Below are 26105 nucleotides of genomic sequence, written 5' to 3'. Positions count from 1 at the left end.
CTCAGCGGGTCAGGGCTCAGCGGGTGAGGGCTCAGCGGGTGAGGCCGGCCTTGACGGAGCAGACCGGCCAGGCACCGGGGCCCTGCGCGGCCAGGACCTTCTCGGCGACGGCGATCTGCTGGGCCTTGCTGGCCTGGTGCGCGTTCGCGGCGTACGCGTGGCCGCCGAAGGCGCCCCAGGTCTGCGAGGTGAACTGCAGACCGCCGTAGAAGCCGTTGCCCGAGTTGACCGCCCAGTTGCCGGTCGCCTCGCACTGCGCGACCTTGTCCCAGGTGGAGACCGGCGCGGCGGAGGCCGTGTTCGCCGTGACGAGGCCGGCCACCGGCAGGACGGCCAGCGCGCCGCCCATGACCGCCATCCGCACCCGGCGCTTGCCCGGAGTGGCGGTGGTGGTGCCGGCGGTGGCGGTCTCGCGACGGAAGATCATACGGTTCCTCTCGGTGTCCCGGGCGGTTCCGGGCGGGCCACGACCGTACGGCCGGACCCTGCGTCGACGGGCTCTGCGACAGGCCCAGCGATGGGCCTTGCGTTCCTCGGTGCTGCGGAACCCGCTCCTTCGGCCCGGGGGCCGCGGTGGCTCGCTGCACTGGTTTCGAAGCTACGAGGCCGAACCGGACAAATCCAGCATTTCGGTTTCACCGCAGGCCAGAGCACCGTTACCACCGGTACGACACCCCACCCGCCCCCACCGTTGAGCCACCCACCACCCACCACCACCCCCCGATGTGGCCCCCGTCACCGAAAAACCCCCGTGACCCCGCCCACACCATCGACAGAACGTCACCACCACCCCACCCCCCGCCCACCACCCACCACCACACCACCACCCCCGACATGGCCCCCGTCACACGGAGCCGGTGGCGACGGGCGGGCCGGAGCAGGGACCGCACGGGTGCGGCAGGGCTCAGGCGACCGCCTCCGCGGACTCCGCCGACGCCTGCCCGGCGGGCATCGCGGCCGGCGGCAGCAGGACGAGCGCGGTGCCCGCCGCGAAGGCGAGCCCGGGCAGCACCCCGCCGTGCGCGAAGCCGTGCCCGGCCCAGTAGGCGAGCGCGGGGACGACCGCCGCGTACCCGAGGACCAGCGGCAGCGGGCTGCGCGGCTCCGCCTCGGTGCGGGCCACGGCGTGCAGGCGGCGGAGCACCCGGTCGAGCGGGCGCAGGGCGCGCAGCACGGCGACCAGGACGGCGGCCAGGGCCGCGATCCACACCGCCCGCAGCGCCCAGAACCCGCCGGACCCGACGGCCGGCTCCGGCGCGAGGCCGGGCAGGTAGAGGGCGGCCGCGAGGACCAGGACGGGCACCATGTGCCACAGGTACAGCGCCATGCTCGCCGCGGCCGTCGCCCGGGCGGCCCGGCGTGCGCGGGCCGGTCGCAGGGCGCGTCCGGCGGCGGGCGCGAGGAGCAGGCACACCGCGCACTGCGCGACGGCCCACGCGAGCATGGCCGCCGACGGCGGATCGGTGTTGCTCACCTCCTCCCCGGTGACCAGGATCAGGCTCACCGGGTACGGCCCGTACGCGACGAGCAGCGCGAAGGCCGCCGCGCCGCCTGCCGCGAGCGCCGCGAGGACGGTGCGGCGCACGAGCAGGCCGTCCCGCCAGCAGAGGCCGAGCTGGTAGGCCACCGCCCAGACCAGCAGGTGGTCGAGGTCGCGCAGCGGGGTCGGGCCGACGGCCGCCGCCGCGGCCGCCAGGACGGCCGGCACGGCCGCACCCCACCGCCGGTGGGCGGCGGCCAGCAGCGGGGTGAGGGCGGTGATCAGCAGGTAGACGGGCAGGAACCAGAACTGCATGGCGAGCGCCCAGCCGACCATGCCGAGCAGCCCGGGGTCGGCGCCCGCGGTCCGCGCGAGGGCGAGGCCGGCGAGCGCGAGCGCCGCGTACGCGGCGGTGGGCAGCAGCAGGCGGACGGCGCGCTGCCGCACCCAGCGGGCCGCGGTGCCGCCCGCCGCGCGGTGCCGGTCCCACGAGCCGGCGGCGGCGTACCCGCCGGCGAGGAAGAAGACCGGCATGATCTGGAAGAGCAGCGTGAGCCACCGGGTCCACGGCAGCGTGGCGAGGAGTTCGGGGGCGACGAGCGCGCCGTCGCGGTGGGCGAGCACCGTGATCAGCCAGTGGCCGGAGACGACCAGGCAGATGGCGAGGGCGCGCAGCAGGTCGACGTACCGGTCGCGTCCGCTGCTCACGGTGCGTCAGTCTGCGGGCGGGCAAGGCGCTTCGTCGGCATGACGGCCACTATGGCCGGTGCCGGGAGGGCCGGTCCAGGCCCGGGAGGTTGCGGTTCGGTCGCGTGCGGAGCAGCACGGCCCGCGGGCCTGGACGGCGGGACGGACGGTCAGGACGGCGGGGCGCTCGCCCCGCCCGGGGACCCGCCGGCCGGGCTGTTCGGCGCGGGTGCCGACGAGTCGCTCGACCCGCTCTCCGGCGCGCCCCCGGAGGAGGGGGCCGACGACGGCGGTGACGCGGGCTCGGACGGTCCCGAGGACGGGCCGGACGACGGGTGCCCGGAGGACGGCCCGCCCGAGGACGGCTCGCCGGACGACGGTTCACCGGAGGTCGCGCCCGGCGACGACGGCTCACCCGACGACGGCGCGGCCGACGGCGAGGTGGACGGCACCGCCGTGTTGTCGCCGCTCGCGGCACCGCCGGTGGGCCGGGCGAACATGCCGCCGTTGCCGACGTCGACCAGCACCACGGTCGGCACCGGGCTCGGCGCGGGCGACACCACGACGACGTCCGTGCCGTCGAAGCCCGGCCACGCCGTCCCGGAGTACGTGGCCGGCCCCTGCGGGTCGACCGGCGGGAGCAGCGGGTTGCCGCAGGCGCAGCGGACCCGCGGCACGCCGTGGCCGTCGATCAGCACGGCGGTGCCGGCCTGCAGCACCGCCTGGTACGGGGTGGCCTTGCCGTCCGCGAAGCCGTGGTTGGTGACGCGGGTGTCGACGCGCAGCAGGACGGGGGTGAGGCCGTTGAGGTAGCCGTCGACGGAGTCCGTCGGGATGCCCTCGACCCCGGCCCAGGCGCCGGCCTTCTCCGGGTTCTCCTTGAGGTAGCCGCTGAGTTTGGGCACGTCGCAGCTGGCGGTGTTGAGCGTGCCGCCGTACAGCCCGGCGTCGCCGCCGCCGCGGGTGCCGCCGGTCGAGGAGGCGGTGGCCCCGGCCGCGGTCGGGGTCGCGGTCTGCTGGGCGACGGAGCCGGTGAACGGGTCCTTGCCCTCGGCGGCGACCGGCTGCAGGGCGACCCGCTGGGCGGCCTGCGCGCTGCCTCCCCCGCCCGCGGTGAGCAGGACGCCCGCCGCGATGCCGCCGGCCGCGACGACGGCGACCGCCGCCAGTGTCCGGGGCCTGCGGTACCAGGCCGGGCGCCGGTGCGCCCCGCCGCCCGCACCGGCAGCAGCCCCGCCGCCGGCGCCGGCGCCGCCACCCGCACCGCCACCCTCACCGCCGCCCGCACCACCGGTGACGACGGTGCGCGGACCGGAGGGCGGCCCGGACGAACCGCCGGGGCCACCGGGTGCGGCGGGGCCGCCGGGGCCACCGGGTGCGGCGGGGCCGCCCGGGTGCGCGCCGGGGCCCGAGGTCGGCCCGGAGGGCGGGCCTGCCGGCGCTGCGCCGGAGGTGGTTCCCGGGTGCGAGTCGGACGGCGGCGGGCCCTGCGAGGACGGGCCGGAGAGCGGTCCGGACGGCGGGCCGGCGGGCTCCTCCGGCTCCGGACCGGACGGCCGGTCGGCTGACGGCGGTTGCGGGCTCACGGGTGATCCTCCCGTCCTCGGCATCCCCGCCCCATTCTCCGCGCGCCCGCCGCCACCCGCGCGACCAGTCGCCGATCCCCGGCCGCACGACCAGTCGCCGATCCCCGGCCGCTGACGGAGTCTGGGAGGAGATCCGCAGGGGGCGCGACCCGGCAGGAGATCGGTGTGGGAACCACTGGCGGGCCCGGGGCCCGGACGACCGGCCCCGGCGGCGGCGAGCTGCGCCGCTGGGGCGAGGCGCTGACGGCCGTCGCGGCCGCTCTGGCGGCGATGCTCGTGACGGCCGTCCTCGGCCTGCTGTTCGCCGGGGCGAACGACCTGCCGTCCGGCGGCTTCGGCCCGGTGGTCGCCGCGACCGTGCTGATGGCGTTCGGCGCGCCCGCCCGGATCGAGGGCGGCGCCGCCTTCGTGGCGGGCGCCCAGGGCGGCATCACCGCGCTGCCGCTGACCGTCGGCGTGGTCGGCGCCCTCCTCCTCGGCTGGCTGTTCCTGCGGCCGATGCGGCTGCACGCGACCGTCGGCGGCCGGGAGCTCGCCGCCCGGGCGGCCCGGGTCGCCGCGCTGTGGGCGGTGGTACTGCTCCTGCTCTCGTGGGCTGCCCGGCACAGCTTCACCGTCGTGACCGGGGAACCGATCGTCGACGAGCTGGGCGGGCTGCTCGGCGCCTCCCCCACGGTCGGGTTCGCGGTGGACGCGGGCCCGGCGGTCGGGTACGGCCTGCTCTGGCTGGCCGTGGTGCTGGCGCTGGCGCTCGCCGTGTCCCGGCGCACCCCGCTGCCGCTGCCGCTGCTGCGCTTCCACACGGCGGTGCGCCCGGCCGCGCACGCCACGCTGACGCTGCTGCTGGTCTACGCGGGCCTGGCGGTGCCGGCCGGTCTGGTGGAGGCCGCGGTCGGCGGCCACGCCCGGCAGTCCCTCGCCGTGATCTTCCTGGGCCTGCCGAACCTCGCCTGGCTGGCACTCGGCATCGGCATGGGCGGGTCCTGGCACGGGCACGTCGGGGGCAGCCTGGGCCTGCCGATGCCGAAGCCGCTGGCCGACGTGCTCCGCGAGGACCGCGACGTGCGGCTCGACATCGGCACCCTCACCGCCCAGGACACCCGGGCCTGGCTGCTCGTCGCCCTGGCCGTGGTGGCCCTGCTGGTCACCGGGGTCGGCATGGCGATGCACGCGCCGCCCGAGGTGAGGCCGCTGCGGCACGCGCTGCACCTGGCGGCGGCGCTGGCGGTGGCGATGCTGCTGGTCGGCCTGCTGACCCGGATCACCGCCGCGTACGGGCTGACGCTGCTCGGCTTCGGCGGCAGCGGGTCGGCGGTGCTGAGGCCGGACCTGGTGACCCTGGTGCCGGCCGGGGCGCTGTGGGGGGCGGTGGCCGGGCTGCTCGGCGGCCTGACGGCCGCCCGGGTGCGGCGCGCCCACCCCCGTCCCGACCACCAGCGTCCCGAGCAGGACGGGGAGGGGCGTCAGGAGGCGTCGTAGACCGGCAGCGCCCAGGACGGCGGGCCGGGCAGGGCCGCGGGCCGCCGGGGGTGCGAGGCCGCCGGGGGCGGGGAGGGTTCCGGGACGTGCGGGGCACCGGTCAGCCGGGCCTCAGGGGGCAGCTGGGCCTCGGGCGGGGCCGGGGCGCCGGGGAGCTGCTGGACGTCGGGCAGCGCGCCGTCGGGGACGAGCGGCACGAGCTCGGTCGGTGTCGGCACCGGGATCGCCGCGACGTGCTCGGCCCCGTGCAGCGCCCCGACGAACGCCAGGCAGCTGTCGTAGCGTCCGTCCGGGGTCTTGGCGAGCGCCCGGACCAGCACCGCGTCGAGGGCGTCGGGCAGCTGGGGGCGGCTGGAGCCGATCAGCGGCGGCGGGTCGTTGAGGTGGGCCCAGAGCTGGGCGAGGTCGTCGTCGCGCCGGTAGGGCGGCTCGCCGGAGAGCATCTCGTAGACCACGCAGGCGAGGCTGTAGACGTCGCAGCGGCCGTCGACGGGCTTGCCGTTGATCTGCTCGGGCGCGACGTAGTCGAGGGTGCCGACGAACTGGCCGACCGTCGTCAGGCCGGAGAGCGAGAGCGACTTCTTGGTCAGGCCGAAGTCCGTGAGGTAGACGTGCTCGGGGTGGTCGGCGTCGGTGCCCTCGGCGACCAGGATGTTGCCGGGCTTCACGTCGCGGTGGACGAGCTCGTGGGCGTGCGCCGCGTCCAGCGCGGACGCCACCTGCGTGGTGATCCGCACGGTCTGGCGCAGCGAGAGCGGGCCCTCGCGGTCGAGCAGCGCCCGCAGGTCGCGGCCGCGGACGTACCGCATCGCGATGTAGAGGAGGCCGTCGGCCTCGCCCGCCTCGTAGACGGGCACGATGTGCGGGTGGTCGATGGCCGCGGCGATCTTCGACTCGCGGGCGAAGCGCTCGCGGAAGACGTCGTTGCGGGCGAGGTCGGGGGCGAGCAGCTTGACGGCGACGGTGCGGCCGAGCCGGAGGTCCTCCGCGCGGTAGACGACGGCCATGCCGCCGCGGCCGATCAGCTGCTCCAGGCGGTAGCCGGCGAGCTCCCGCCCGGTCAGGTCGGCCGGCGCCGCGGTGGTCATCCGCCCTCACCCCGGGTGCCCGCGCCGGAGGCGGCGGCGCCGGGCGGCTCGACGGTGGCGTACGTCTGGAGGCCGGTGCCGTCGCTGTAGTACCAGCGGCCCTTGTCGAGGTCGAGCAGCCAGGCGGAGGGGCCGTCGAGCACGGCGCCGAGCCGCAGGTTGCGGGTGCGGTCGCGGAAGGTCTCCAGGTCGATCAGGCCGTCGGCGTACTCGCCGACCAGGCGGCGGTAGGAGGCGAGGGCCTGTTCGAGGGCGGCGAGCAGGGGGCGCGGGTCGTCGGCGCCGCCGAGCGGCCGGTCGGTGCCGGGCGGCGGGTGCGGCAGGGCGACGAGCAGCCGGCCGTCCACCCAGGCCGACCAGCCGTTGGAGCACACGACGCGCGCCCAGTTGCCGCTGCTGTCGGCGAGCCGGACGGGCAGGAGCGGGTCGAGGCGCACCGACGGGCGCGACGGGTCGGGGCTCGCCCAGGTCTGGAGGCCGTCGGCGGGCGCGACGTGCGTCGGGTGGAACGCGAGCGGTGCGGTCATCCGGCGGTCACCTCCGCATCACGGCGGGCTCGTGGCGGCGCAGCAGTCGCGCGACGACCAGGCCGTACGCGACGGACAGCACCACCATCATGCCCATGTTGAGCAGCCAGGCGGCGCCCGTGGGGGCGAAGAACGGGTCGGCGGTGAGCGGCTTGGGCACGGTGCTGTGCAGCTCGACGGTGCCGGCCATGGCGGCGAACGCCCAGCGGGAGGGCACCAGCCAGGAGAGCTGGGCGAGGACGGGCGTGGCGTCGAGCCGGATGAGCGCGCCGCAGAACACCACCTGCACGATCGCGACGAGCACCAGCAGCGGCATCGTCACCTCCTCCTTCTTCACGAGGGCGGAGATGAGCAGGCCGAGCATCATGGCGGTGAAGGAGAGCAGCGCGACGGCGAGGGTGATCTCGACGAGCGGTGGCAGGAAGACGCCGCTGCCGCCGTCGGGTCTGATGTCGACGCCGAGCAGGGCGACCATGGTGAGCACCACGGCCTGCACGACGGTGACCGTGCCCAGCACGATGATCTTCGACCAGAGGTACGCCGATCTGGAGAGCCCGACGGCGCGCTCGCGCTGGTAGATCACGCGTTCCTTGACGAGCTCGCGGACGGCGTTGGCGGCGCCGGTGAGCACGCCGCCGACGCAGAGGATCAGCAGGGCGTTGAAGACGCTGTTCTCGTCGAGGCTGCTGCCGGCCAGCGCCCGGGCCATCGCGCCCATCACGAACGGCAGCGCGATCATGACGGCCAGGAAGGTCCGGTCGGCGGTGAGCGCGGTGGCGTAGCGGCGGACGAGGGTGGAGACCTGTTTCGTCCAGCGCTGCGGCGGCCTGGGCGGCGGCGCGTTGGTCTCCGCGGCGGGGGCCGGTACCCCGGCGGGGCGCGGGTGGTCCATCGCCCCGGTGACGTAGCGCCGGTACGGCGCGGAGTCGCGGTAGTCGCCGGCCCAGTCGCGGTCGGTGTCGTTCTCGAACGCGTCGAAGGCGTCCGGCCACTGCTGGAAACCGAAGAAGTCCAGGGTCTCGCCGGGCGGCCCGTAGTAGGCGATCCGGCCGCCGGGGGCGAGCAGCAACAGCCGGTCGCAGAGCTCCAGGCTGAGCACGCTGTGGGTGACCACGACGACCGTGCGGCCGTCGTCGGCGAGGTTGCGGAGCATCTGCATGACCGAGCGGTCCATGCCGGGGTCGAGGCCGGAGGTGGGCTCGTCGAGGAAGAGCAGGGACGGCTTGGTGAGCAGTTCCAAGGCGACGCTGACGCGTTTGCGCTGACCGCCGGAGAGGCTGGAGATGACCTGGTCGGCGCGCTTGCCCAGGCCGAGTTCGGCGATCACCTCCTCGACCCTGGCCTCCCGCTCGGCGGCGGCGGTGTCGTCGGGGAAGCGGAGCTCGGCGGCGTACCGCAGGGCGCGGCGCACCGGCAGCTGGGTGTGCAGGATGTCGTCCTGCGGGACGAGACCGATGCGGCGGCGCAGCTCGGCGTAGTCGCGGTAGAGGTCGCGGCCGTCGTAGCGGACGGTGCCCTGGTCGGCGGGGCGCAGGCCGGTCAGCGCGTTGAGCAGGGTGGACTTGCCCGCGCCGGACGGGCCGGCCACCGCGAGCAGGGTCTTCTGCCCCACGGGGAAGGTGACGGAGTCGAGCAGGCGGCGTCCGCCCGCGACGGTGACGGTGAGGCCGTCGACGTCGAGGTCGACGTCGCCGGTGTCGACGTACTGCTGCAGCTCGTCGCCGACCAGGCAGAACACGGAGTGGCCGATGCCGATGAGGTCGCCCTCGCCGACCAGGGCGTTCAGCACCGGGCTGCCGTTCAGGTAGGTGCCGTTGTGGCTGCCGACGTCGGCGATCTCGTAGCGGCCGTCGGGGCGGGCCCGGAGTTCGGCGTGCCGCCGGGAGACCGAGAGGTCGCCGACGACGAGGTCGTTGTCGAGGGACCTGCCGATCCGCACGACCTTGGCGGGCAGCGGCCGCACGGTGGTCGGCGGCCGCATCGACCCGGTGATGTAGGTCAGCGCGGAGGGCCGGCGTTCGGGCGTGACCCGTTGGGGCACCTCGTGGAGGGTGCAGCACGGCCCGTCGGCGGCACTGCCGAAGCGCATCACGCTGCCGGGGCCGACGTCGAGGTGCTCGACGCGGTGGCCGTCGGTGAAGGTGCCGTTGGTGGAACCGGAGTCGTCGAGGATCCAGTGCGTGCCGTCGGCGTGCAGCACCGCGTGGTGCCAGGAGACCCGGGGGTCGCTGAGGACGATTTCACTGGCGGGGTCACGACCGAGGTGATACGTGCGGCTCGGGCTGATGACCTGCGAGTCGCTCTCGGTCTCGAGTACCAGCTGCGGCGCGGTGAGCGCGGCGGGTCGCTCTCCCATACCGCCGATGGTAGCCGCGCCCCGCTCGCCCTGCCCGGTGCCGCCGTCCGGCCGCAGGTCGGGGCGGACATGCCCACGGCAGGGTGATTCGGCCGGAAAGAGGAGTGTCACCCGGTATGTCTTGGGGCATGACGTGTTCGTACTGTCGGCCGCAGATCGGGGAGGCTCCGTGAACACCTGGGCGACCTGGACCACGCAGGGCATTCTCGCCGGCACCGGAGGGGTGCGAACGGTCGAGTTGGGCGTCATCAAGGGCGACCTGACGGTCCACACGACGTGGATCGACGGCGAGGTCCGCCTCACGGTGCAGTACAGCGGAGCGCTGGACTGGTTCACCGTCGAGGGCAGCCCGGTGAAGGCCGGGGACGAGGCGACGGCCCGCGAGCTCCACCAGCGGATGGTGGAGGCCGTGAAGGCGGGCGGCGGCGCGGGCGCGCCGGACTGACGCTGCCGCAGGCGGGCCCCGCGGACGTACCGCGGGGCCGTCCGAACGCGCAGGCGCAGGCGGGCCCGGCGGACGCACGGACGCAGGCGGCACCCGGGACACGCCCGGGTGCCGCTCAGCGGACGGGCGCGTCCGCCGGGCCCGCTCTTTTTTTCGTCGGTGTGCAACCTTCGCGGCCGTCGAGGCGTGGGGAAGGGGGGAGGCTCCGCCCCACTCCAAGATCAACTGATGGTCCATCAGGTGATAACGTACAGGTCAAGGGGGGCGCGGGGTGCCGCGCGTGCCTCCGCCGCACCCGACTTCTGGAGCACCTGTGCCCGCACGCCTGAACCGCCGCGCCCTGCCCCTGGCGGCCGCCGCACTCGCCGCCTCCCTGCTGGCCGGCTCGGCCCAGGCCGACGATCCCGCCCCGGCGGACGCCACCCTCACCGCCGACCTCGACACGCTGCTCGCCGACGCCCGCCTGGCCAACGCCCAGACCGGCGTGCAGGTGCTCGACGCCACCACCGGCGACGTCCTGTACTCCCGCCAGCCCGGCGCGCTCCTCACCCCCGCCTCCACCATGAAGACCGTCACCTCGGCCGCCGCCCTCGACCTGCTCGGGGCCGACCACCGCTTCACCACCGAGGTCCGCACCACCGGCACGGTCGCCGCCGGACGGCTCCGCGGCGACCTGGTGCTCCGCGGCGGCGGCGACCCCAGCCTGCTCGTCCAGGACCTCGACGACCTCGCCGCGAAGGTCGCCGCGACCGGCATCACCACCGTCACCGGCCGGGTGCTGGCCGACGGCACGCGCTACGACACCACCCCCCTCGGCCCGGGCTGGGCCTGGGACGACGAGCCGTACTCCTACAGCCCCCAGATATCCGGCCTGACCGTCGCCAACGACACCGAGTACACGATGGACACCGTGCAGGTGACCGTCACCCCCGGCACCGCCGGCAGCCCCGCCGCCGTCACCCTGGTGCCCGCCGAGGCACCGATGAAGCTCACCGGCACCATCACCACCGGCGCCACCGGCAGCGCCGCCACCGCGGGCGTCCAGCGCCGCCGCGGCGTCAACGAGCTCCGGCTCTCCGGCAGCATCGCCCAGGGCGCCGCCCCCACCACCACCTGGCTGACCGTCGAGGACCCGGCCACCTACACAGCCCGCGTCTTCGCCGGCGCGCTGGCCCGCCACGGCGTCACCGTGGGCCACGAGGTGCGCGCCGCCACCGGCACCGAGACCTCCCAGACGCTCGTCTCTCACGACTCGAAGACCCTGGCCGAGCTGATCGTGCCGATGCTGAAGATCAGCAACAACGGCATCGCCGAGCACCTCGTCAAGGAGATCGGCAAGGTCAGGGGCGGCTCCGGCGACTGGGGCACCGGCATCAACCAGATCAAGGGCTTCCTCACCGCCAACAACCTGGCCGGCCCCGCCGGACGCCAGGTCGACGGCTCCGGCCTCTCCCGCTACGACCTCATCACCCCGGGCAAGATGGCCGCCCTGCTGAAGACCGCGCAGGACAAGCCCTGGTTCTCCGCCTGGTACGAGGCCCTGCCGGTCGCCGGCAACCCGGCCCGCATGGTCGGCGGCACCCTGGCGGCCCGCATGCGCGGCACCGCCGCCGAGAACAACGTGCACGCCAAGAGCGGCTCGATGAGCGGCGTCGACAACCTCATGGGCTACGTGACCGCGCCCGACGGCCGCAAGCTGATCTTCACCGTCATGGTCAGCAACTACGCCGGCACCAGCCCCCGCCCGGTGATCGACGCCATCGCCGTCCGCCTCGCCGCCGGACACCCGGCCGCCGCGGCAGCCGCGCCCGCCACCACCGCCGTCACGCCGAAGCTGCGCTCGCAGCAGGCACCCGCCCGGGGCGACGCCGCGGGCACCGCCACCGGCGGCACCCGCTGGGAGGACTGCGAGACCATCGGCCGCTGCTGACCGGCCCCACAGGTCCGCCCCCGGAACGCCCACCGGCCCCGGGGGCGGACCTGCGCCCCGGCCCGCGACGGCGAACGGCGCCCTAGGTCCGGCGGCGCCCCCACGGCCTGCCGCCCGGGGCGCGGGTGGGGATGCGCTCCACCGGGGGCTCCGGACGGTCCGCGGCGGGGTGCCCGGAGCCGCCCGACACCGGACGCGGCACCTGCTCGACCGGCGTCCACCGGCCCGCTCCCCCGGCGGTCCGCGCCTCGTCCCGGCCGCCGCCCGGCCGCTCGCCGCCCTGCCGGTCACGCGGTCCGCGCGGGTCGGACGCCGCCGTCCGGACCAGCGGCAGGGTACGGCCGCGCACCACCCGCCACACGCCGGTCGGGCACGGCCCGGCGTAACGGCGCAGCCGGCCGGTGTCGAGGGTGCGCAACCGCAGGTCGAGGCAGCTGTCGTGGTCGGCCTCCGGGTTCCAGCTCCGGGTGGGCAGCCGGATGTGGTCGCTGCGGCTGAGCCAGTCCTGACTCGTGCTGTTGAGCGTCTCCAGCCGGTCGCCGAGGACACGCACCACGAGCACCGGCCGGTCCTTGGACCCGGGCCCGTTGGCGAAGGGCACGTCGGCCCACCAGATCTCCCCGGGCACCGGCTGCCGCTGCGGGTGGTGGACGCCGCCGCGCGTCCAGTCGACCGGCGGCAGGCCGACGCGCAGCCGTACGGCCGGGATGCGCCAGACGGCGACCAGCGCGGTCGCCGCCGCCACCGCGCAGGCCAGACCCGCGGCCACGGCGACGCGCGAGTCGGCGGGGGCGCGGACCGCAGCGGCCGCCGCGGCCGCCAGAGCGGCACCGGCGACCGCCGGGCCCTGCAGCGGCCCCCGGTTGAGCACCCCCCAGGCGATCACGCACAGTGCGGTGGTCAGGGTGGTCACGCCGGCGAGCACGGGGAACGACCAGAGGGACTCCACCCCGGAGGCGTAGGCCAGGACGATGCCGAGCCCGGCCGCCGCCATGAGGGCGGCGGCCCGGGCCGCGAGCCTCCGCCGGGCCAGTCGGCGGCGCCGGTCGGGCCGGTAGCACCAGGCGATGAACAGCGCGACGCACGGCGCGACGGCGAGCATGACCAGCCACTGGCCACCGCTCTCGGCGAGCGCCCTGTCGGCCTCGGGGTCGTCGGCGAAGAGCGCGATCGGCAGGATCCCGCACACGGTCAGGAAGGCCGAGCCCATGGCGAGCAGCGGCAGGACGAACACGAAGCGGATCGCGGACCGGATCATGACGGCAGCGTAGGGCACCCGGCCCGGCGGCCAACAGGGTCTCCCCGATGATCCGCTGACGGGCGATCAGCCGGGTGCGGTCGTCAGCGGCAGGTGTAGGGGAAGGCGACCGTGGCGGACCCGCTGCCCGGCCCGACGATCTCCAGCGTCGCCGTGGCCTGCATGGTGCCCTTGCCCTGGAACGTCCAGCGCAGCACCACGTCCGTGCTGCGCCGGCCGTTCGGCACCGGCTGGGTGAGCACACCCGAGTCGGTGCCGTCGCTGCGCCGCCAGCGGTAGCGGACGGTGCCCGCGCCCCCCTCGGTCCGCACGGTTCCGGTGATCACGGCCGTGCCGTCGCACCCCGGGCCCTGCGTCGCGTCCGTGCGGACCGACACCCCGGTGACCGCCACCGGACGGCCGTAGCGGTCCCAGGCCAGCCACGCCAGCACGGCGAGCAGCAGGACCAGCGGCAGGATCATCCAGCGCCGGCGGCGCTTGCGCGGAGCGGGCCCGGGCGGCTCCGCCGCCGTGCCGTGCCAGACGGCGGCGGCCTGCGGCGGCACGCCGGGACCGAACCGCTCCAGCCCGTCCGACGGGCCGGCCGCGGGAGCGGGCCGTGGGTGCGGCTGGGCGTAGGGCTGGGGCTGGGGCTGTGGGTACGGCTGGGGCGCCGTGGCGGGCACCTGGGTGCCGAGCGGCGGGGTCGGCCACACCTGCGGGTCGAGGAAGGTCGCGCTCTCGAAACCCTCCTCCTGCGGCGGCCGGGACTGCGGCGCGTACGGCGGCGGGACGGGCGCGGAGGCGGGCCGCCCCTTCACCGGGCCGAGCCGGACGGTGCCCTCGACGTCCGGCGCGGGCTTCGCGAGCGGCAGGCGGACGGTGCCGTCCGGGTCGGCGGGCGGCACGCCCAGCCGCACGGTGGCGTCCGGATGCGGGGCCGGAGCGACCGGGCCGAGCCGGACGGTGCCCTCGGGGTCGGGGCCGGGCTGCGCCTGCGGCAGCCGTACCGTCCCGTCGTCCGGCGCCACGGCGGGCGGACCCAGCCGGACGGTCTCCTCCGCCTGCGGAGCCGCGGGCGGGCCCAGCCGGACGGTGCGGTCGTCGTCCGGCGGCGTCGCGGGCGGGCCCAGGTGGATCGTGCGGTCGTCGTCGGGCTGCTGCGGTGCGGTCATGTGATCAGTTCCAGGCTCAGCCGATGACGGGGGGGCAGTTCACGATGTTGTTCTGGCCTTTGCTCGCCGCCGGGTCGGTACCCGCGCTGACGGCCCAGAACCGGATCCGGCTCACCGGCGCGGGTACCGACCGGGCTCCGGTCGCTTGGCCCTTCGCCAACGGCACCGAGGTGGTGGCCGCGGGTGCACCGGCCGCGTTGTACCAGGTGACGGTCAACGTACCGGCGCCCGCGTTGTCCGATCGGATGGTCACGTTCGCCGACGATGCGCCGTTGACCCCGCAGACCGGCGAGACGGCGACCAGGGAGACGTGCAGCACCGGGGCTGGCGGGACGCTCGTCGTCACGGACGGGCTCGGCGACGGGGCGGTGGTCGTCTTCGACGCGCTGGGGCTCGGCTTCTTCGTCGGCGAGCTGCTCGGCGACGCGCTGGGCGAGGCCGACGGGCTCGCGCTCGCGGAGGGCGAGGCGGAGGGCGAGGCCGACGGGGAGTCCGGCGCGGACGGGCTCGGCGAGCCCCCCTCCGGCGCGCCGGAGCCGAAGGTGGTGGTCGCCTCCGGCGAGGCGAGGGCGGTGGTGCCGGTGGCGTCGGACGCCCCGGCGGCGGCGACACCGGCGAGGGCGCCGCCGACCAGGACGAGGCCGACCGCCGCGCTGAGCAGCTTGGCGCGCGGGCCGAAGCGCCGCACGGCGACGGGGACGGCCGGCGGGGGCGGCAGCGCCGGCATCGTCGTGGTGGCGAGCGAGGTGTTGCCGACCGCGTGGCCGTGCGGGTACGGCAGCAGCAGCGGGAGCAGTGCGACGAGCCCGGCGAGTTGCCCGCGGCCGCGCTCCTCCCACTCCCGGCCGTACGCGCCGACGGCGATCGACTCCAGCTCGGTGACGAGGGCGGCGGCTCCGGCCGGGCGCTCGTGCGGGGCCTTGGCGAGGCCCGCGCGGATCAGCGGGCGCAGGGCCTCGGGGGCGTGCTCGTCGGGGATGTCCGCCTCGTTGTGCTGGACGGCGAGCTCCATGAGCGTGGTGCCGCCGTACGGCTTCGCCCCGGTGAGGCACTCGTAGAAGGTGGCGGTGGCGGCGTAGACGTCGCCGGCCGGGGTGGCGGGCTCGCCCGCCCACTGCTCGGGCGCCATGTAGGCGGGGGTGCCGGCGATGTCGCCCTTCGCCCCGCTGGGCAGGGCGATGCCGAAGTCGACGAGCTTGGAGACGCCCTCGGTGGTGACGAGGACGTTGCCGGGCTTGTAGTCGCGGTGCACGACGCCGGCCCGGTGGGCGTCGGCGAGGCCGAGCAGCGAGCCCTTGAGCACCGTGAGGGCGGCTTCCGGCGTGGTGGCGCCCTCGGCGCGGAGCAGGTCGCGCAGCGAGAGGCCGTCGACGAGCTCCATGACGATGGCGGCGCCGCGCGGGCCCTCGACGTATTCGTACAGACGGGTGACGTGCGGCGAGGAGAGTCCGGCGAGGAGTTCGGCCTCGGTACGGAAGTTGGCGTGGTCGGCGTGCTCGCCGGTGAGGTACTTGACCGCCACGGGGGTGCCGGTGGCGTCGTGGCGGGCCAGGACGACGCGTCCGGCCGCTCCTGCGCCGAGCTCCCGCTCGTGGGTGTAGCCGGGCAGCTCCCAGCGTGCGTCCTGCGGCGCCGTCGGAGGCTGCCGGCCGCTCGTGCCTCTGTTGTCTTCCACCGTTCCCGCCGCCCTGGTGTCCGCGCACCGTACGGTCGTACGGCCACCCGGAGTGACGCGCCCGCGGGCCGGAGGGTTCCGGCGCGCGGGCGGTGGAAGGTCACGATTCGGCTGTTTCGCACACTACGTGTCGCGGCCCGTCCCCGGGGGCCGGGCGTCACGGGATCGATCGTGCACGGTCACTCCGTGTCGCGACGGCGGGCGGACTCGGCGGCCTCGGCCGCGACCGAACCGGCGTGCACGAGGCGGTGGCCGAGGTCGAGCAGGGCCCGGCCGACGGCGAGCTCGTCGCCGATCACCGGTTCGACCGGGTCGTGGGCGCTGCGGCGCGCCTCGGCGTCGGCCGCGAGGGGGGTGCCGCCGAGCGCGGTGCCCGGCTCCAGGACGGCGTGCGCGCGGGTGAGGTCGCCGTCCTCGGTGACCAGCAGCCTCACCTGCCACTCGCTGGTGTGCGGGCCGCCTCCGGCGAGCGGGCCGCTCACCGCTGGAGGTCCTGCACGGTGTCGTCGAGGCGGTCGCCCTCCGCCATGGACTCGTCCTGGGCGTGGGCGGTCTGGTAGGAGGTGATGCCTTCCTCGGGGTCGCGCGAGCGCACGTTCTCGTCGTCGCGTTCGCTCTTGTCGTTCAGCCGCTCGTACATGTCCGACATGACCGGCTCCCTGTGTTCGGGCGGTCGGCGGGCGCCCGGGCCGGGTTCGGCGGGTGGGGGCCGTCGCCGGTGCGGGCGCGGCCGGCACGGCCGCGTTCCTGCATCCAGCGTGCTCCTGCCCCGGCGCTGCTGCCACACACCCGGCCGGGCGTCGGTCAGGCGAGCTCGTCCAGCAGCGCGGGGTTGACGATCGACACGATCGCCCGGACGTCGTCCGCACCGGCGGCCGGCCACAGGACCTGCCGGGCGGCGCGGTACTTCCCGGCGAGCCGGGCGCGGTCGTCGGCGTCGAGCAGGGCGCTGCGGGAGGCGAGCGAGTTGTGCGCGTTGTCGGCGATCTTGACGAGGACGGCGGCGTGGTCGGCGGCGACCTCCCGCACCATCACGTCGTACGGGGTGCCCTCGTCCCGGGTGAGCCGGCGGACGGTGGCGACCACCGCGGACGGCACGCCCGCGCGCAGCAGGTCGTCGGCGGTCAGGTCGGTGTCCTCCAGCACGTCGTGCAGCAGCCCGGCCATCTGCAGGCCGGTGCCGAACGGCGCCATGCCGGCGGCCACCGCGCGGACGTGCGTGACGTACGGGGCGCCCGTCTTGTCGACCTGCCCGGCGTGCGCCGCGGCGGCGAGGGCATCGACGTCGGCAAGGGTCGGTTCGGGCACGGCGGGGTCCTCCTCGGTCTCCGGCGGCCCGTCGGTCGGGGCGCCCTACAGTGGTGTCGGCCCAGGGAAGGGAGCACAACGTGCGGGTCACCCCGATCTCCGCGGAACGGCTGGCCGGGCTGGCCGCCGACCGGGTCGCGGACGCGTTCGGCGCGGGCGCCCCCTGGGTCCGGGTCGCCGTGGACGGCGCCGCGGCGGCCCGCCCGCACGTGCTCGCGGACGCGCTGGTGGGTCCGCTCCGGCTGCGCGGCCACCCGGTGGTCCGGGTCTCCGCGGCCGACTTCCTGCGGCCCGCCTCGCTGCGCCTGGAGTACGGCCGACACGACGCCGACGCCTTCCACGACCTGTGGCTCGACGACGGCGCGCTGCTGCGCGAGGTGCTGGCGCCGCTCGACCCGGGCGGGAGCGGCAGGGTGCTGCCCTCGCTGTGGGACGCGGCCGCCGACCGGGCCACCCGGGCACCGTACACCGAGCTCGCGCCGGGCGGGGTGCTGCTGCTGGACGGCCCGCTGCTGCTCGGCCGGTGGCTGCCCTTCGAACTGACGGTGCACCTGGCGATGGGCGGGCCCGCCCTGGCGCGGCACACGGCGGAGGCGGACCGCTGGACGCTGCCCGCGTTCGCCCGGTACGAGGAGGAGACCCGGCCGCGCGAACTCGCCGACCTGACGGTGAAGGTGGACGACCCGCGGCATCCGGCGCTGGTCGAGGACGTCTGACCGGCCGCCGGGCCCGCGGGAGCGGAGTGCCGCCGGTCAGCCCGGGGCCGGTCCGCGCTGGCAGTGCGGGCACCAGAACGCCGGCCGGTCCTGCGCGTACGGTGCGGTGCGCACCGTCGTGCCGCAGCGCGAGCAGGGACGGCGGGCCCGCCCGTACACCCAGGTGCGGCGGCCGGGGGCGTCCTCGCGGGTGGTGAGGCGCTCGGTGCGCAGCTTGTTGGCGTCGAGCAGGTGGTGGGCCTTGGCGACGACCCGGTCGAGCGCGGCGACCTCCCCGACCGGGGTCCACGGGGTGGTCCCGGCCATGAAGCAGAGCTCGTTGGCGTACACGTTGCCGATCCCGGCGAGGTTGCGCTGGTCGAGCAGCGCCTCGCCGACCGGGCGGGCCGGGTCGGCGGTGAGCCGGCGCAGTGCCTCGGCCGCGTCCCAGTCGGGGCCGAGGAGGTCCGGGCCGAGGTGGCCGACCGCCCGGGCCTCGTCGGCGGTGGGCAGGAGTTCGACGACCGGCAGCCGGAACCCGACCGCGGTGAGCCCGGCCGTGGCGAGCACGGCCCGGATCTCGTACGCGGGGCCGCCGCTCCACCGCTCGCCCGGGCGGAACACCGACCAGCGGCCGTCCATCCGCAGGTGGGTGTGGAGGGTGAGGCCGCCGTCGAAGCGGGTGAGCAGGTGCTTGCCGCGCGGCACGACGTCGAGCACCAGGCGGCCCGTCAGATCGGCGGTGGCGTGCGCCGGCACCCGCAGGTCGGCCGCGGTCAGCCGCCGGCCGGCCAGGGCCTCGCGGAGGCTCGCGGCCGTGCGGTGGACGGTGTCGCCTTCGGGCACTCCCCCATCATGCCCGCCCGGCGGCCCGCGCGGGCCGCCGCTTCACCCGGCGCTCGGGTCCCGTCCCGGGGGCGGGGCGGTCATGCGCCGCCCGCGCCGGCCGGGTGCGGCCGGTAGACGGTGAGCCCGCCCGGCCGCTTGCCGAGCAGCAGGCGGTCGGGCGCGTCGACGACCTCGCCGTCGATCGCCGCGTGCGGCACGCCGCGCAGGTCGGAGACGTCGAGGGCGCGCAGCCGGGCCTCCTTGTAGACCGGGGACCGGCCGAGGGTGCCGGTGAGGAACGCCAGCACCAGCCGGGTGCGGGCGAAGGGGTGGCTGCCGTCGACGATCCGCACGTCGAGGATGCCGTCGTCGAGCCGGACGCGCCGGGTCGGCGCGAAGCCCGGCGGGTCGTACGCGCCGCTGCCGGCGAAGAGCAGCCACAGGCTGCGCGGCACCCCGGAGACCGACACCCGGACGGGCTCCGCCCGGGAGAGCACCTCCACCAGGGCGACGCCCAGGGCTGGCCACTTGCCGATCCGCTTCTCGTGCCGTTCGCGGATCCGCACGAGGTCCGGGTAGACGCCGATGCTGAAGGTGTTGAGGAAGTGCAGGTCGGTGCCGTCGGGGCCCTGCGCGCGGCCGATGTCCACGGAGACGGCGCTGCCGTCCTCGACGGCGCTCGCGGTGCCGGCGAGGCTCGCCGTGCCCAGGTCGAGGGCGAAGTGGTTGAGCGTGCCGCCGGGGAAGACCGCGAGCGGCAGGCCGGCCCGGCGGGCGGCGTCCGCGGCGAGGTTGACGGAGCCGTCGCCGCCGCACACGCCGAGGGCGCCGCCGTCCGCCGCGGCCCGGCGGGCGGCCTCCTCGACGAGGGCGGGCAGGTCGTCGCCCGGCCCGCGCAGCACGAGGTCGGCGTCCGGCAGCAGGCGGCGCAGCTCGGCGACGGCCGTGTCGGGGCCGTCCGGGCCGGAGTCGGCGTTGACGACGACCACGAGCCCCGCGCCGCGCGGCAGTGCGGGCGCGTGCACCTGCGGCGGGGCCGCCTGCGCGGGCGCCTCCGCCGCGCGGGGCCACCAGCGGGTGGTGAGCAGGGCCGCACCGGCGCCGAACGCGGCCCCCGCGAGGACGTCGCCCGGGTAGTGCACGCCGACGTACACGCGGGAGGCCATCACGCCGAGCGCGACCGGTGCCACGCACAGCGCGAGGGCCGGCGACTCCAGGGCCACGCCGACGGTGAACGCCGCCGCCGACGCCGAGTGGCCGGACGGGAAGGAACTGGTCAGCGGCTGCACCCGCAGGCGGCGGGCCAGCGGCACGGTGTCGAGCAGCGGTCGCGGGCGGCGCGTGGCGGACTTCGCCGGGAGGTTCGCCACCAGCGACGCCAGCGCGAGCGACCCGACGCCGCGCAGGGCCGCCCGGCGGGCCGTCCGGCTGCCGGAGGCCGCGAGCACGGCCGCCGCCCCGAGCCACAGCACGCCGTGGTTCGCCGCGGTGCTCAGCCGCGGCAGTACCGGGTGCGCGCCGCGCAGCCGGCTCTCGGCGACCCGGGCGAACAGACGGCGGTCGAGCGTGCGCAGTGCTCTCATGACGCCCAGCCTAGTGCGGCACACCGCGCGGGCCCGTGCGCCCGCACCCCGGGTCTTACGGGACGCTGACGGCACGCCACGCCGCGGCCCGGAGCGACCGCGGGCGGACTAGCGTCGGCGGCATGGAGATTCTTCTCACCGGGGGTGCCGGGTTCATCGGGTCGGCCGTGGCGCGCCGGCTGGCGTCGGCGGGCCACCGGGTGCGGGTGCTGGACGCGCTGCTGCCCGCCGTGCACCCGGACGGGTGCCCGCCGGAGCTGCCGGACGGCGTGGAGTTCGTCCGCGCCGACGTCCGCGACCGCGACGCGGTGGAGCGGGCACTGCACGGCGTCGACGCGGTCTGTCACCAGGCCGCGATGGTGGGCCTGGGGCTCGATCTCGACGACGCGCCCGCCTACGTGGGGTGCAACGACCTGGGCACCGCCGTGCTGCTCGCCGCGATGGCGCGCGCCGGGCTCCGCGATCTGGTGCTCGCCGGGTCGATGGTCGTCTACGGCGAGGGCCGGTACGCCTGCGCGGTGCACGGCGAGGTGGCCCCCGGACCGCGGCAGGTCGCCGACCTCGACGCCGGGCGCTTCGATCCGCCCTGCCCGCGCTGCGGCGCCCCCCTGACGGCGGCTCCGGTCGGCGAGGACGCCCGGCCCGACCCGCGGAACGTGTACGCGGCGAGCAAGCTCGCCCAGGAGCACCTCGCCGCCGTCTGGGCCCGCGCCTGCGGTGGACGGGTGCTGACGCTGCGTTACCACAACGTGTACGGGCCCGGCATGCCGCGCGACACGCCGTACGCGGGGGTCGCCTCGGTCTTCCGCTCGGCGCTGGCCCGCGGCGAGGCGCCGCAGGTGTACGAGGACGGCGGCCAGCGGCGGGACTTCGTGCACGTCACCGACGTCGCCGAGGCCAACGCGGCGGCCCTCGACGCCGTCGGGTCGGCCGCGCCGGGCAGCGCCCGGGTCTACAACGTCGGCAGCGGCGAGGTGCGGACGGTCGGCGCGATGGCGCACGCGCTGGCCGACGCGTACGGCGGTCCCGCCCCGGTGGTGACGGGCGCGTACCGGCTGGGGGACGTCCGGCACGTCACGGCGGACTCCGGCCGGCTGCGGACCGAGCTCGGGGTCCGGGCCCGGGTCGGGTTCGCCGCGGGCATGCGGGAGTTCGCGGCGGCCCCGCTGCGCGGCGGCGGCTGACCGGCGCACGCCGCCGCCGCGCAGCGGGGCCGCGCGGTGCGGCCGCACGGGGACCGGCCCGCCGCCCGTGGGGGACGGCGGGCCGGCCGGGTCATCCGGGCAGGGCCCGGGTCACATGACCATGCAGCTGTACGTCACCGACGCGCTCGGTGCCCCGCCGTTCACGAGGAAGCCGAAGGTGGTGGTGCCACCGGCGGCGAGCGAGCCGTTCCAGGACGCGTTGTCGACCGTCGTCTCCGCGCCGGTGCCGGTGGAGACGCCGTTCCAGACCTGTGCGACGGTCTGGCCGCCCGGCAGGGTGAAGTGCGCCATCCAGCCCAGGATCGGGTGGCTGCCGGTGTTCTTCACCGTCACCTCGCCCTGGTAGCCGCCGTTCCAGCTGCCGACCGTCCGGTAGACGGCGGAGCAGGAGGGATCGGTGGTCGGAGCCGTCGGCGACGGCGAACCCGGGGCCGGGGAGCTCGGGGCGGGCGAACCCGGGGCCGGGGAACTGGGCGCGGGCGAGCTGGGTGCCGGGGAGCTCGGGGCGGGCGAGGTGGGGGTGCCCGTCCCTCCGACGCCGGTGACCTCGCCGTTGCCGCCGTCGAACGTCACGTCGGAGCAGCTGTAGAAGGTCTCCGTGCTGTCCGAGCGCTGCCACACGGTGTAGATGATGTGGCGCCCGGACTTGCCGGCGGGCAGCTTGGTCGTCCAGGAGTACTTGCCCTCCACGGTGCCGACCGAGCCGGTCTTCGGCGGGTCGGTCACCGAGTAGAACGGCGTGCTCTCCAGCGCGTCCCAGGTGAACGTCTTCGAGGCGTCGAAGCCGTCCTTGGTGACGTACTGGATGAACGTGCCGGGGTGGGCCGCCCAGGAGTTGTAGGTGAAGCCGTAGGTCGCGCCCGAGGTGAGGTGGGTGAGCGGCCAGTCGGTGCGGGGCAGGTTGAAGCCGGTGAAGTTGGTGTTGCCGCCGCTGCACAGCTCGCCGTCCGGGACGAAGCCGCGGGTGCGGCCCGCGCCGTCGGACCGCAGCACGGAGAACCAGTTGTAGAACGGCGTGGTGCCGCTGACGGCCTGGGCGGCCGCGCAGGCGGGGTTCTGCGGCTTGATCTCACCGGTGGAGGTGAGGCCGTCCTGCCAGCAGAGGAACGTGCGGCTGCCGGGCGTCATCGGAGCGCCGTGGGCAGCCGCTTTCGGGCCGGTGGTGAACACCATCACCAGCGCGGGCAGGGCCGCGAGGAGGGTGAGCAGGCTGAGCAGGTGTAAGCGGTGACGGAACCTCTTCATGGGGCGGGTGTCCCTTCGACGGGTGGGGGGTGGTGCTGGACGAAGGATGGGAGCGCTCCCATTCGGAACGTAGCGCGACCCCGGACACCTGTAAATGGATTCGGTCACTGCGGTGACAAATATGTTGGCGGAACACCGCCAACACCGGCCCCACCGGTCACCGCCACCCCGCCGGTGCGCCGCCCTCCGACCCCGGGCCGCCTAGGCCCGGGGCCCCATCCCCGTCGCCGACACCGGGCCGGGCCGGGCCGCCTAGGCCCGGGCGCCCGCCGTGGCGGGCAGCGCGATCTCGAAGCAGCAGCCGCCGGTCACGTTGCGCACCGTCGCCCGCCCCGCGTGCGCCTCCACGATGCCCCGGACGATCGCCAGGCCCAGGCCCGCCCCGGTGTCCCCGTGGTGCGGGCCGGAGCCGGCCGCCGGCCGCGGGGTCCGCGCGGCCGCACCGCGCCAGCCCGTCTCGAAGACCCGCCCCAGATCGGGCTCGGGGATGCCGCCGCAGCCGTCCGTCACGGACACCAGCACCTCGTCCGCCTCGCGGCGCGCCGCGACCGCGACGACACCGTCCGCCGGGGTGCAGCGGATCGCGTTGACCAGCAGGTTCGCCAGCACCCGGGTGATCTCCCGGCCGTCCACCTCCACCGGCTCCGGCGCCACCAGGCCGCCCTCCAGCCGCACCCCGCGCTCACGGGCCAGCGGCGAGGCGCCCGCTATGGCGTCACCCACCAGGTCGTACACCGACACCCGGGACGGCGACAGCGTCAGCGCACCGGCCTGGATCCGGGACAGCTCGAACAGGTCGTCCACCATGCCGTTCAGCCGGTCGACCTCGGTGCGCATCCGCACCAGGTAGCGGGCCGGGTCCTCCGCGACGCCGTCCTCCAGCGCCTCGGCCATCGCCCGCAGACCCGCCAGCGGGGTCCGCAGGTCGTGCGAGATCCACGCGATCAGCTCCCGCCGGGAGTGCTCCAGCGCCTGCTCGCGCTGCCGCGACTCCGCCAGCCGCGCGCTCGTCGCCGCCAGTTCACCGCTCAGCTGGGCCAGTTCGCTGCCGAGCGGCTGCGCGGGCGCGGCGAAGCCCGCCTCGCTGCCGACCGTTCGGGCCGCCACCGCCAGCGCCCGGCTGCCCGCCACCACCTGCCGGCCCAGCAGCGCCGCGGTCACCAGCGAGACCACCGCCGCCATGCAGGTCACCGTGATCACCACGCCGAGGTCGTGGTCGGAGAGGAACATCGCCTGCGCCACGGACACCGTGCCCGCGGTCATCGCCAGCACCGTCACGGCCGCCACGCACAGCAGCGACAGCGCCACCGAGCGGCGGCGCAGCAGGCGCACCGCCGGCCAGCCCACCAGACCGGCGGCGCCGGCCCCCAGGGCGGCGAAGAGGGCGATCAGCAGCATGTCGTTCACGGCGGTCAGCTCCCCACCGGGTCGAAGCGGTAACCGACGCCCCACACCGTGCTGATCAGGAGCGGCGCCGCCGGGTCGTCCTCGATCTTCTCGCGCAGCCGCCGCACGTGGACGGTCACCGTCGAGAGGTCGCCGAAGTCCCAGCCCCACACCCGCTGCATCAGCTCCTCCCGGCCGAACGCCGCGCCCGGATTCCGCAGGAAGAACGCCAGGAGGTCGAACTCGCGCAGGGTGAGCGTGAGTTCGCGCCCGCTGCGGTACGCACGACGGGCCTGCGGGTCGAGCGTGAGGTCGCCGCGGGCGACCGTCCCGGCCGCCGGCACCGACGCGCCGGCCCGGCGCAGCACCGACTGGACGCGCAGCACGAGCTCGCGCGGGCTGAACGGCTTCGTCACGTAGTCGTCCGCGCCGAGTTCCAGGCCCAGGATGCGGTCGGCCTCGTCGCCCTTCGCGGTGAGCATCACCACGGGCAGGGCGGCGCCGTACTCGGTGGCGCGCAGGCGGCGGCAGACCTCCAGGCCGTCGATGCCGGGCAGCATCAGGTCGAGCACGACGAGGTCGGGCCGGCGGGCGGCCGCGGCCAGGGCCTGGTGCCCGTCGGCGGCGCGGTCGACGTCGTAGCCGGCCCGCCGGAGGTAGCCGGTGACGACCTCGGCCACGGTGGGGTCGTCGTCGACCACCAGGATGCGGCCGGGCGGTGGGGTGGTGTTCACACCGTCGAGGATAGGAAACCCGCAGGCCCCCGCGGAGCCGCCGCCGCTGCTCCGTACGACTTCCGTAAGGTGCGGGCAGCACGGCCGGGAGCCCCGCCGCGGGTACGTTCGGTGACGTGACTCCTCCCTCCGCCGCCGACGTGGCGGCCGCCGTCGACGTGGTGCTGCCCTGTCTCGACGAGGCCGCCGCGCTGCCCTGGGTGCTGGACCGCATGCCGGCCGGCTGGCGGGCCGTCGTCGTGGACAACGGCTCCACCGACGGCTCCGCCGAGCTCGCCCGCTCGCTGGGCGCCACCGTCGTCGTCGAGCCGCGCCGGGGCTTCGGCGCGGCCTGCCACGCCGGGCTGCTGGCCGCCACCGCCGACACGGTGTGCTTCATGGACTGCGACGCCTCGCTCGACCCCCGCCAGCTGCACCGCGTGGTCGACCCGGTGGCCGACGGCACCGCCGATCTGGTGCTGGGCCGGCGCCGGCCCACCGCCCGCGGGGCCTGGCCGCTGCACGTCCGGCTCGCCAACGCCGAGCTGGCCCGCCGCCTGCGGGCCCGCACCGGCGCCCCGCTCCACGACCTAGGCCCGATGCGGGCGGCCCGCCGCGAACGGCTGCTCGCCCTCGGGCTGGGCGACCGCCGCTCCGGCTACCCGCTGGAGATGGTGCTCGCCGGGGCCGCCGCGGGCCTGCGGATCGCCGAGGTGCCGGTCGACTACCGGCCGCGCGCCGGACGGTCGAAGGTGACCGGCACCGTCCGCGGCGTCCGGCAGGCCGTCCGCGACATGCGGGCGGTGCTCGCCGCGCCGCCGCCGACCCTGCTCGTGATCGCGAAGGAGCCGGTGCCCGGCCGGGTCAAGACCCGGCTCACCCCGCCGTTCACGCCCGACCAGGCGGCCGCCCTCGCCGCCGACGCGCTCGCCGACACCCTGCGCACCCTCGCCGCCGTGCCGGCCGGGCGCCGGCTGCTGGTGCTGGACGGCTCCCCCGGGCCGTGGCTGCCGCCCGGCTGGGAGGTGGTGCCGCAGACCGCGGGCGGGCTGGACGAGCGCCTCGCCGCCGCGTTCGCCCACGCCGGGCCGCAGGCCCCGGCCGTGCTGGTCGGCATGGACACCCCCCAGCTCACCGCCCGCACCCTCGCCGAGCCCCTCGCCGCCGCCCGGCGGGCCGGCGTCGACGCCTGGTACGGCCCGGCGGCGGACGGCGGCTTCTGGGCACTGGGCCTGGCCCGGCCCACGCCGGAGCTGGCCCGCCGCCTGCTGGTCGGGGTGCCGATGTCGGCCCCGCACACCGGCAGCACGCTGGAGCGGCGGCTCGCGGCCGCCGGCCTGTCCGTCGCGCGGCTGCCCGTGCTGCGCGACGTCGACACCGCCGCGGACGCCGACGCGGCCGCCGCGCTCGCCCCGCACGGCCGGTTCGCCGCCCGCCTGCGGTCGCTCCGCGCAGCGGCCGGGGTGACGGGGTGACG

The 26105-nt window shown here is 76.5% G+C and carries 23 protein-coding genes and 1 pseudogene; 7 read left to right on the top strand and 17 right to left on the bottom strand.

From position 1 onward, the window contains the following. Positions 1-31 precede the first annotated feature (31 nt). From OG335_RS31130 to OG335_RS31120, 3 genes are all read right to left on the bottom strand, one after another. The gene (locus OG335_RS31130; protein ID WP_405014462.1) at positions 32-427 is read right to left on the bottom strand and encodes a transglycosylase family protein; all 396 of its coding nucleotides are present in this window, start codon (positions 425-427) and stop codon (positions 32-34) included. 477 nt (positions 428-904) lie between these two features. Continuing rightward, a complete protein-coding gene (locus tag OG335_RS31125; protein ID WP_405014461.1) occupies positions 905-2188 on the bottom strand; it encodes an acyltransferase family protein in 1284 nt (427 codons plus the stop codon). A 149-nt stretch (positions 2189-2337) separates the two neighbouring features. Beyond that, positions 2338-3753 carry a DUF6777 domain-containing protein gene (locus tag OG335_RS31120; RefSeq protein ID WP_405014460.1) on the bottom strand — a complete coding sequence of 472 codons (1416 nt, stop codon included), beginning with the start codon at positions 3751-3753 and terminating at the stop codon, positions 2338-2340. A gap of 165 nt (positions 3754-3918) precedes the next feature. Between OG335_RS31120 and OG335_RS31115 the strand changes: the two genes are divergently transcribed. Further along, on the top strand, positions 3919-5232 hold the full coding sequence (locus OG335_RS31115; protein WP_405014459.1) for a streptophobe family protein: 1314 nt from the start codon (positions 3919-3921) through the stop codon (positions 5230-5232). Here OG335_RS31115 and OG335_RS31110 read toward each other — a convergent pair. The 3 genes from OG335_RS31110 to OG335_RS31100 are packed head-to-tail and all read right to left on the bottom strand — an operon-like array spanning position 5217 to position 9203. Further along, on the bottom strand, positions 5217-6320 hold the full coding sequence (locus tag OG335_RS31110; protein WP_405014458.1) for a serine/threonine-protein kinase: 1104 nt from the start codon (positions 6318-6320) through the stop codon (positions 5217-5219). The genes OG335_RS31115 and OG335_RS31110 overlap by 16 nt on opposite strands. After that, positions 6317-6847 carry a hypothetical protein gene (locus OG335_RS31105; protein WP_405014457.1) on the bottom strand — a complete coding sequence of 177 codons (531 nt, stop codon included), beginning with the start codon at positions 6845-6847 and terminating at the stop codon, positions 6317-6319. Before OG335_RS31105 ends, OG335_RS31110 begins: the two co-directional genes overlap by 4 nt. A gap of 7 nt (positions 6848-6854) precedes the next feature. Continuing rightward, positions 6855-9203 (bottom strand): FHA domain-containing protein, encoded by a 2349-nt coding sequence (locus OG335_RS31100; protein ID WP_405014456.1) that lies wholly within the window; start codon positions 9201-9203, stop codon positions 6855-6857. A 169-nt stretch (positions 9204-9372) separates the two neighbouring features. Here OG335_RS31100 and OG335_RS31095 point away from each other — a divergent pair, with 169 nt between their 5' ends. Both OG335_RS31095 and dacB read left to right on the top strand, forming a co-directional pair. After that, positions 9373-9648: a hypothetical protein gene (locus OG335_RS31095; protein ID WP_405014455.1), complete on the top strand. Its 276-nt coding sequence runs from the start codon at positions 9373-9375 to the stop codon at positions 9646-9648. A 313-nt stretch (positions 9649-9961) separates the two neighbouring features. Next, positions 9962-11578 carry a D-alanyl-D-alanine carboxypeptidase/D-alanyl-D-alanine-endopeptidase gene (gene dacB, locus OG335_RS31090; protein ID WP_405014454.1) on the top strand — a complete coding sequence of 539 codons (1617 nt, stop codon included), beginning with the start codon at positions 9962-9964 and terminating at the stop codon, positions 11576-11578. A gap of 82 nt (positions 11579-11660) precedes the next feature. Here the strand turns inward: dacB and OG335_RS31085 are convergent, their stop codons facing one another. The 6 genes from OG335_RS31085 to OG335_RS31060 all read right to left on the bottom strand — a co-directional run bounded on the left by OG335_RS31085 (position 11661) and on the right by OG335_RS31060 (position 16973). Continuing rightward, entirely contained in the window at positions 11661-12836 is a 1176-nt protein-coding gene (locus OG335_RS31085; protein ID WP_405014453.1) for a hypothetical protein, read from the bottom strand. Positions 12837-12919: 83 nt separating this feature from the next. After that, entirely contained in the window at positions 12920-13990 is a 1071-nt protein-coding gene (locus OG335_RS31080; protein ID WP_405014452.1) for a hypothetical protein, read from the bottom strand. 16 nt (positions 13991-14006) lie between these two features. Beyond that, on the bottom strand, positions 14007-15665 hold the full coding sequence (locus OG335_RS31075) for a protein kinase domain-containing protein (protein WP_405014451.1): 1659 nt from the start codon (positions 15663-15665) through the stop codon (positions 14007-14009). 179 nt (positions 15666-15844) lie between these two features. Further along, positions 15845-16147: a dsRBD fold-containing protein gene (locus OG335_RS31070; RefSeq protein WP_405014450.1), complete on the bottom strand. Its 303-nt coding sequence runs from the start codon at positions 16145-16147 to the stop codon at positions 15845-15847. Next, the gene (locus OG335_RS31065) at positions 16144-16314 is read right to left on the bottom strand and encodes a hypothetical protein (protein ID WP_405014449.1); all 171 of its coding nucleotides are present in this window, start codon (positions 16312-16314) and stop codon (positions 16144-16146) included. Before OG335_RS31065 ends, OG335_RS31070 begins: the two co-directional genes overlap by 4 nt. A 155-nt stretch (positions 16315-16469) precedes the next feature. Beyond that, on the bottom strand, positions 16470-16973 hold the full coding sequence (locus OG335_RS31060) for a phosphohydrolase (protein WP_405014448.1): 504 nt from the start codon (positions 16971-16973) through the stop codon (positions 16470-16472). An 80-nt stretch (positions 16974-17053) separates the two neighbouring features. Between OG335_RS31060 and OG335_RS31055 the strand changes: the two genes are divergently transcribed. Then, positions 17054-17689, top strand: a complete 636-nt coding sequence (locus OG335_RS31055) for a uridine kinase (protein ID WP_405014447.1) — start codon at positions 17054-17056, stop codon at positions 17687-17689. Positions 17690-17725: 36 nt separating this feature from the next. Here the strand turns inward: OG335_RS31055 and OG335_RS31050 are convergent, their stop codons facing one another. Beyond that, entirely contained in the window at positions 17726-18514 is a 789-nt protein-coding gene (locus OG335_RS31050) for a DNA-formamidopyrimidine glycosylase family protein (protein WP_405014446.1), read from the bottom strand. A gap of 80 nt (positions 18515-18594) precedes the next feature. Next, positions 18595-20079, bottom strand: a complete 1485-nt coding sequence (locus tag OG335_RS31045; protein ID WP_405014445.1) for a bifunctional phosphatase PAP2/diacylglycerol kinase family protein — start codon at positions 20077-20079, stop codon at positions 18595-18597. A gap of 122 nt (positions 20080-20201) precedes the next feature. On the opposite strand from OG335_RS31045, the gene OG335_RS31040 reads away from it, so the two are divergent. Then, positions 20202-21263, top strand: a complete 1062-nt coding sequence (locus tag OG335_RS31040; protein ID WP_405014444.1) for an NAD-dependent epimerase/dehydratase family protein — start codon at positions 20202-20204, stop codon at positions 21261-21263. A gap of 111 nt (positions 21264-21374) precedes the next feature. Here the strand turns inward: OG335_RS31040 and OG335_RS31035 are convergent, their stop codons facing one another. The 3 genes from OG335_RS31035 to OG335_RS31025 form a co-directional block, all read right to left on the bottom strand. Beyond that, positions 21375-22529: a lytic polysaccharide monooxygenase gene (locus tag OG335_RS31035; RefSeq protein ID WP_405014443.1), complete on the bottom strand. Its 1155-nt coding sequence runs from the start codon at positions 22527-22529 to the stop codon at positions 21375-21377. Positions 22530-22781: 252 nt separating this feature from the next. After that, positions 22782-23936: a sensor histidine kinase gene (locus OG335_RS31030; protein WP_405014442.1), complete on the bottom strand. Its 1155-nt coding sequence runs from the start codon at positions 23934-23936 to the stop codon at positions 22782-22784. A 5-nt stretch (positions 23937-23941) separates the two neighbouring features. After that, complete coding sequence (locus tag OG335_RS31025) at positions 23942-24622, bottom strand: response regulator transcription factor (RefSeq protein WP_405015586.1); 681 nt, start codon at positions 24620-24622, stop codon at positions 23942-23944. 239 nt (positions 24623-24861) lie between these two features. On the opposite strand from OG335_RS31025, the pseudogene OG335_RS31020 reads away from it, so the two are divergent. Together OG335_RS31020 and OG335_RS31015 are read left to right on the top strand one after the other, a co-directional pair. Beyond that, positions 24862-25449 (top strand): annotated as a pseudogene (locus tag OG335_RS31020) (glycosyltransferase family 2 protein); the annotation flags it as partial. Further along, entirely contained in the window at positions 25423-26103 is a 681-nt protein-coding gene (locus OG335_RS31015) for a DUF2064 domain-containing protein (protein ID WP_405015585.1), read from the top strand. The pseudogene OG335_RS31020 and the gene OG335_RS31015, both read left to right, overlap by 27 nt. Positions 26104-26105: the final 2 nt, after the last annotated feature.

Source organism: Kitasatospora sp. NBC_01539, assembly GCF_045040525.1.
GTDB lineage: Bacteria > Actinomycetota > Actinomycetes > Streptomycetales > Streptomycetaceae > Kitasatospora.
This window is presented reverse-complemented; position numbering and strand designations above follow the sequence as displayed.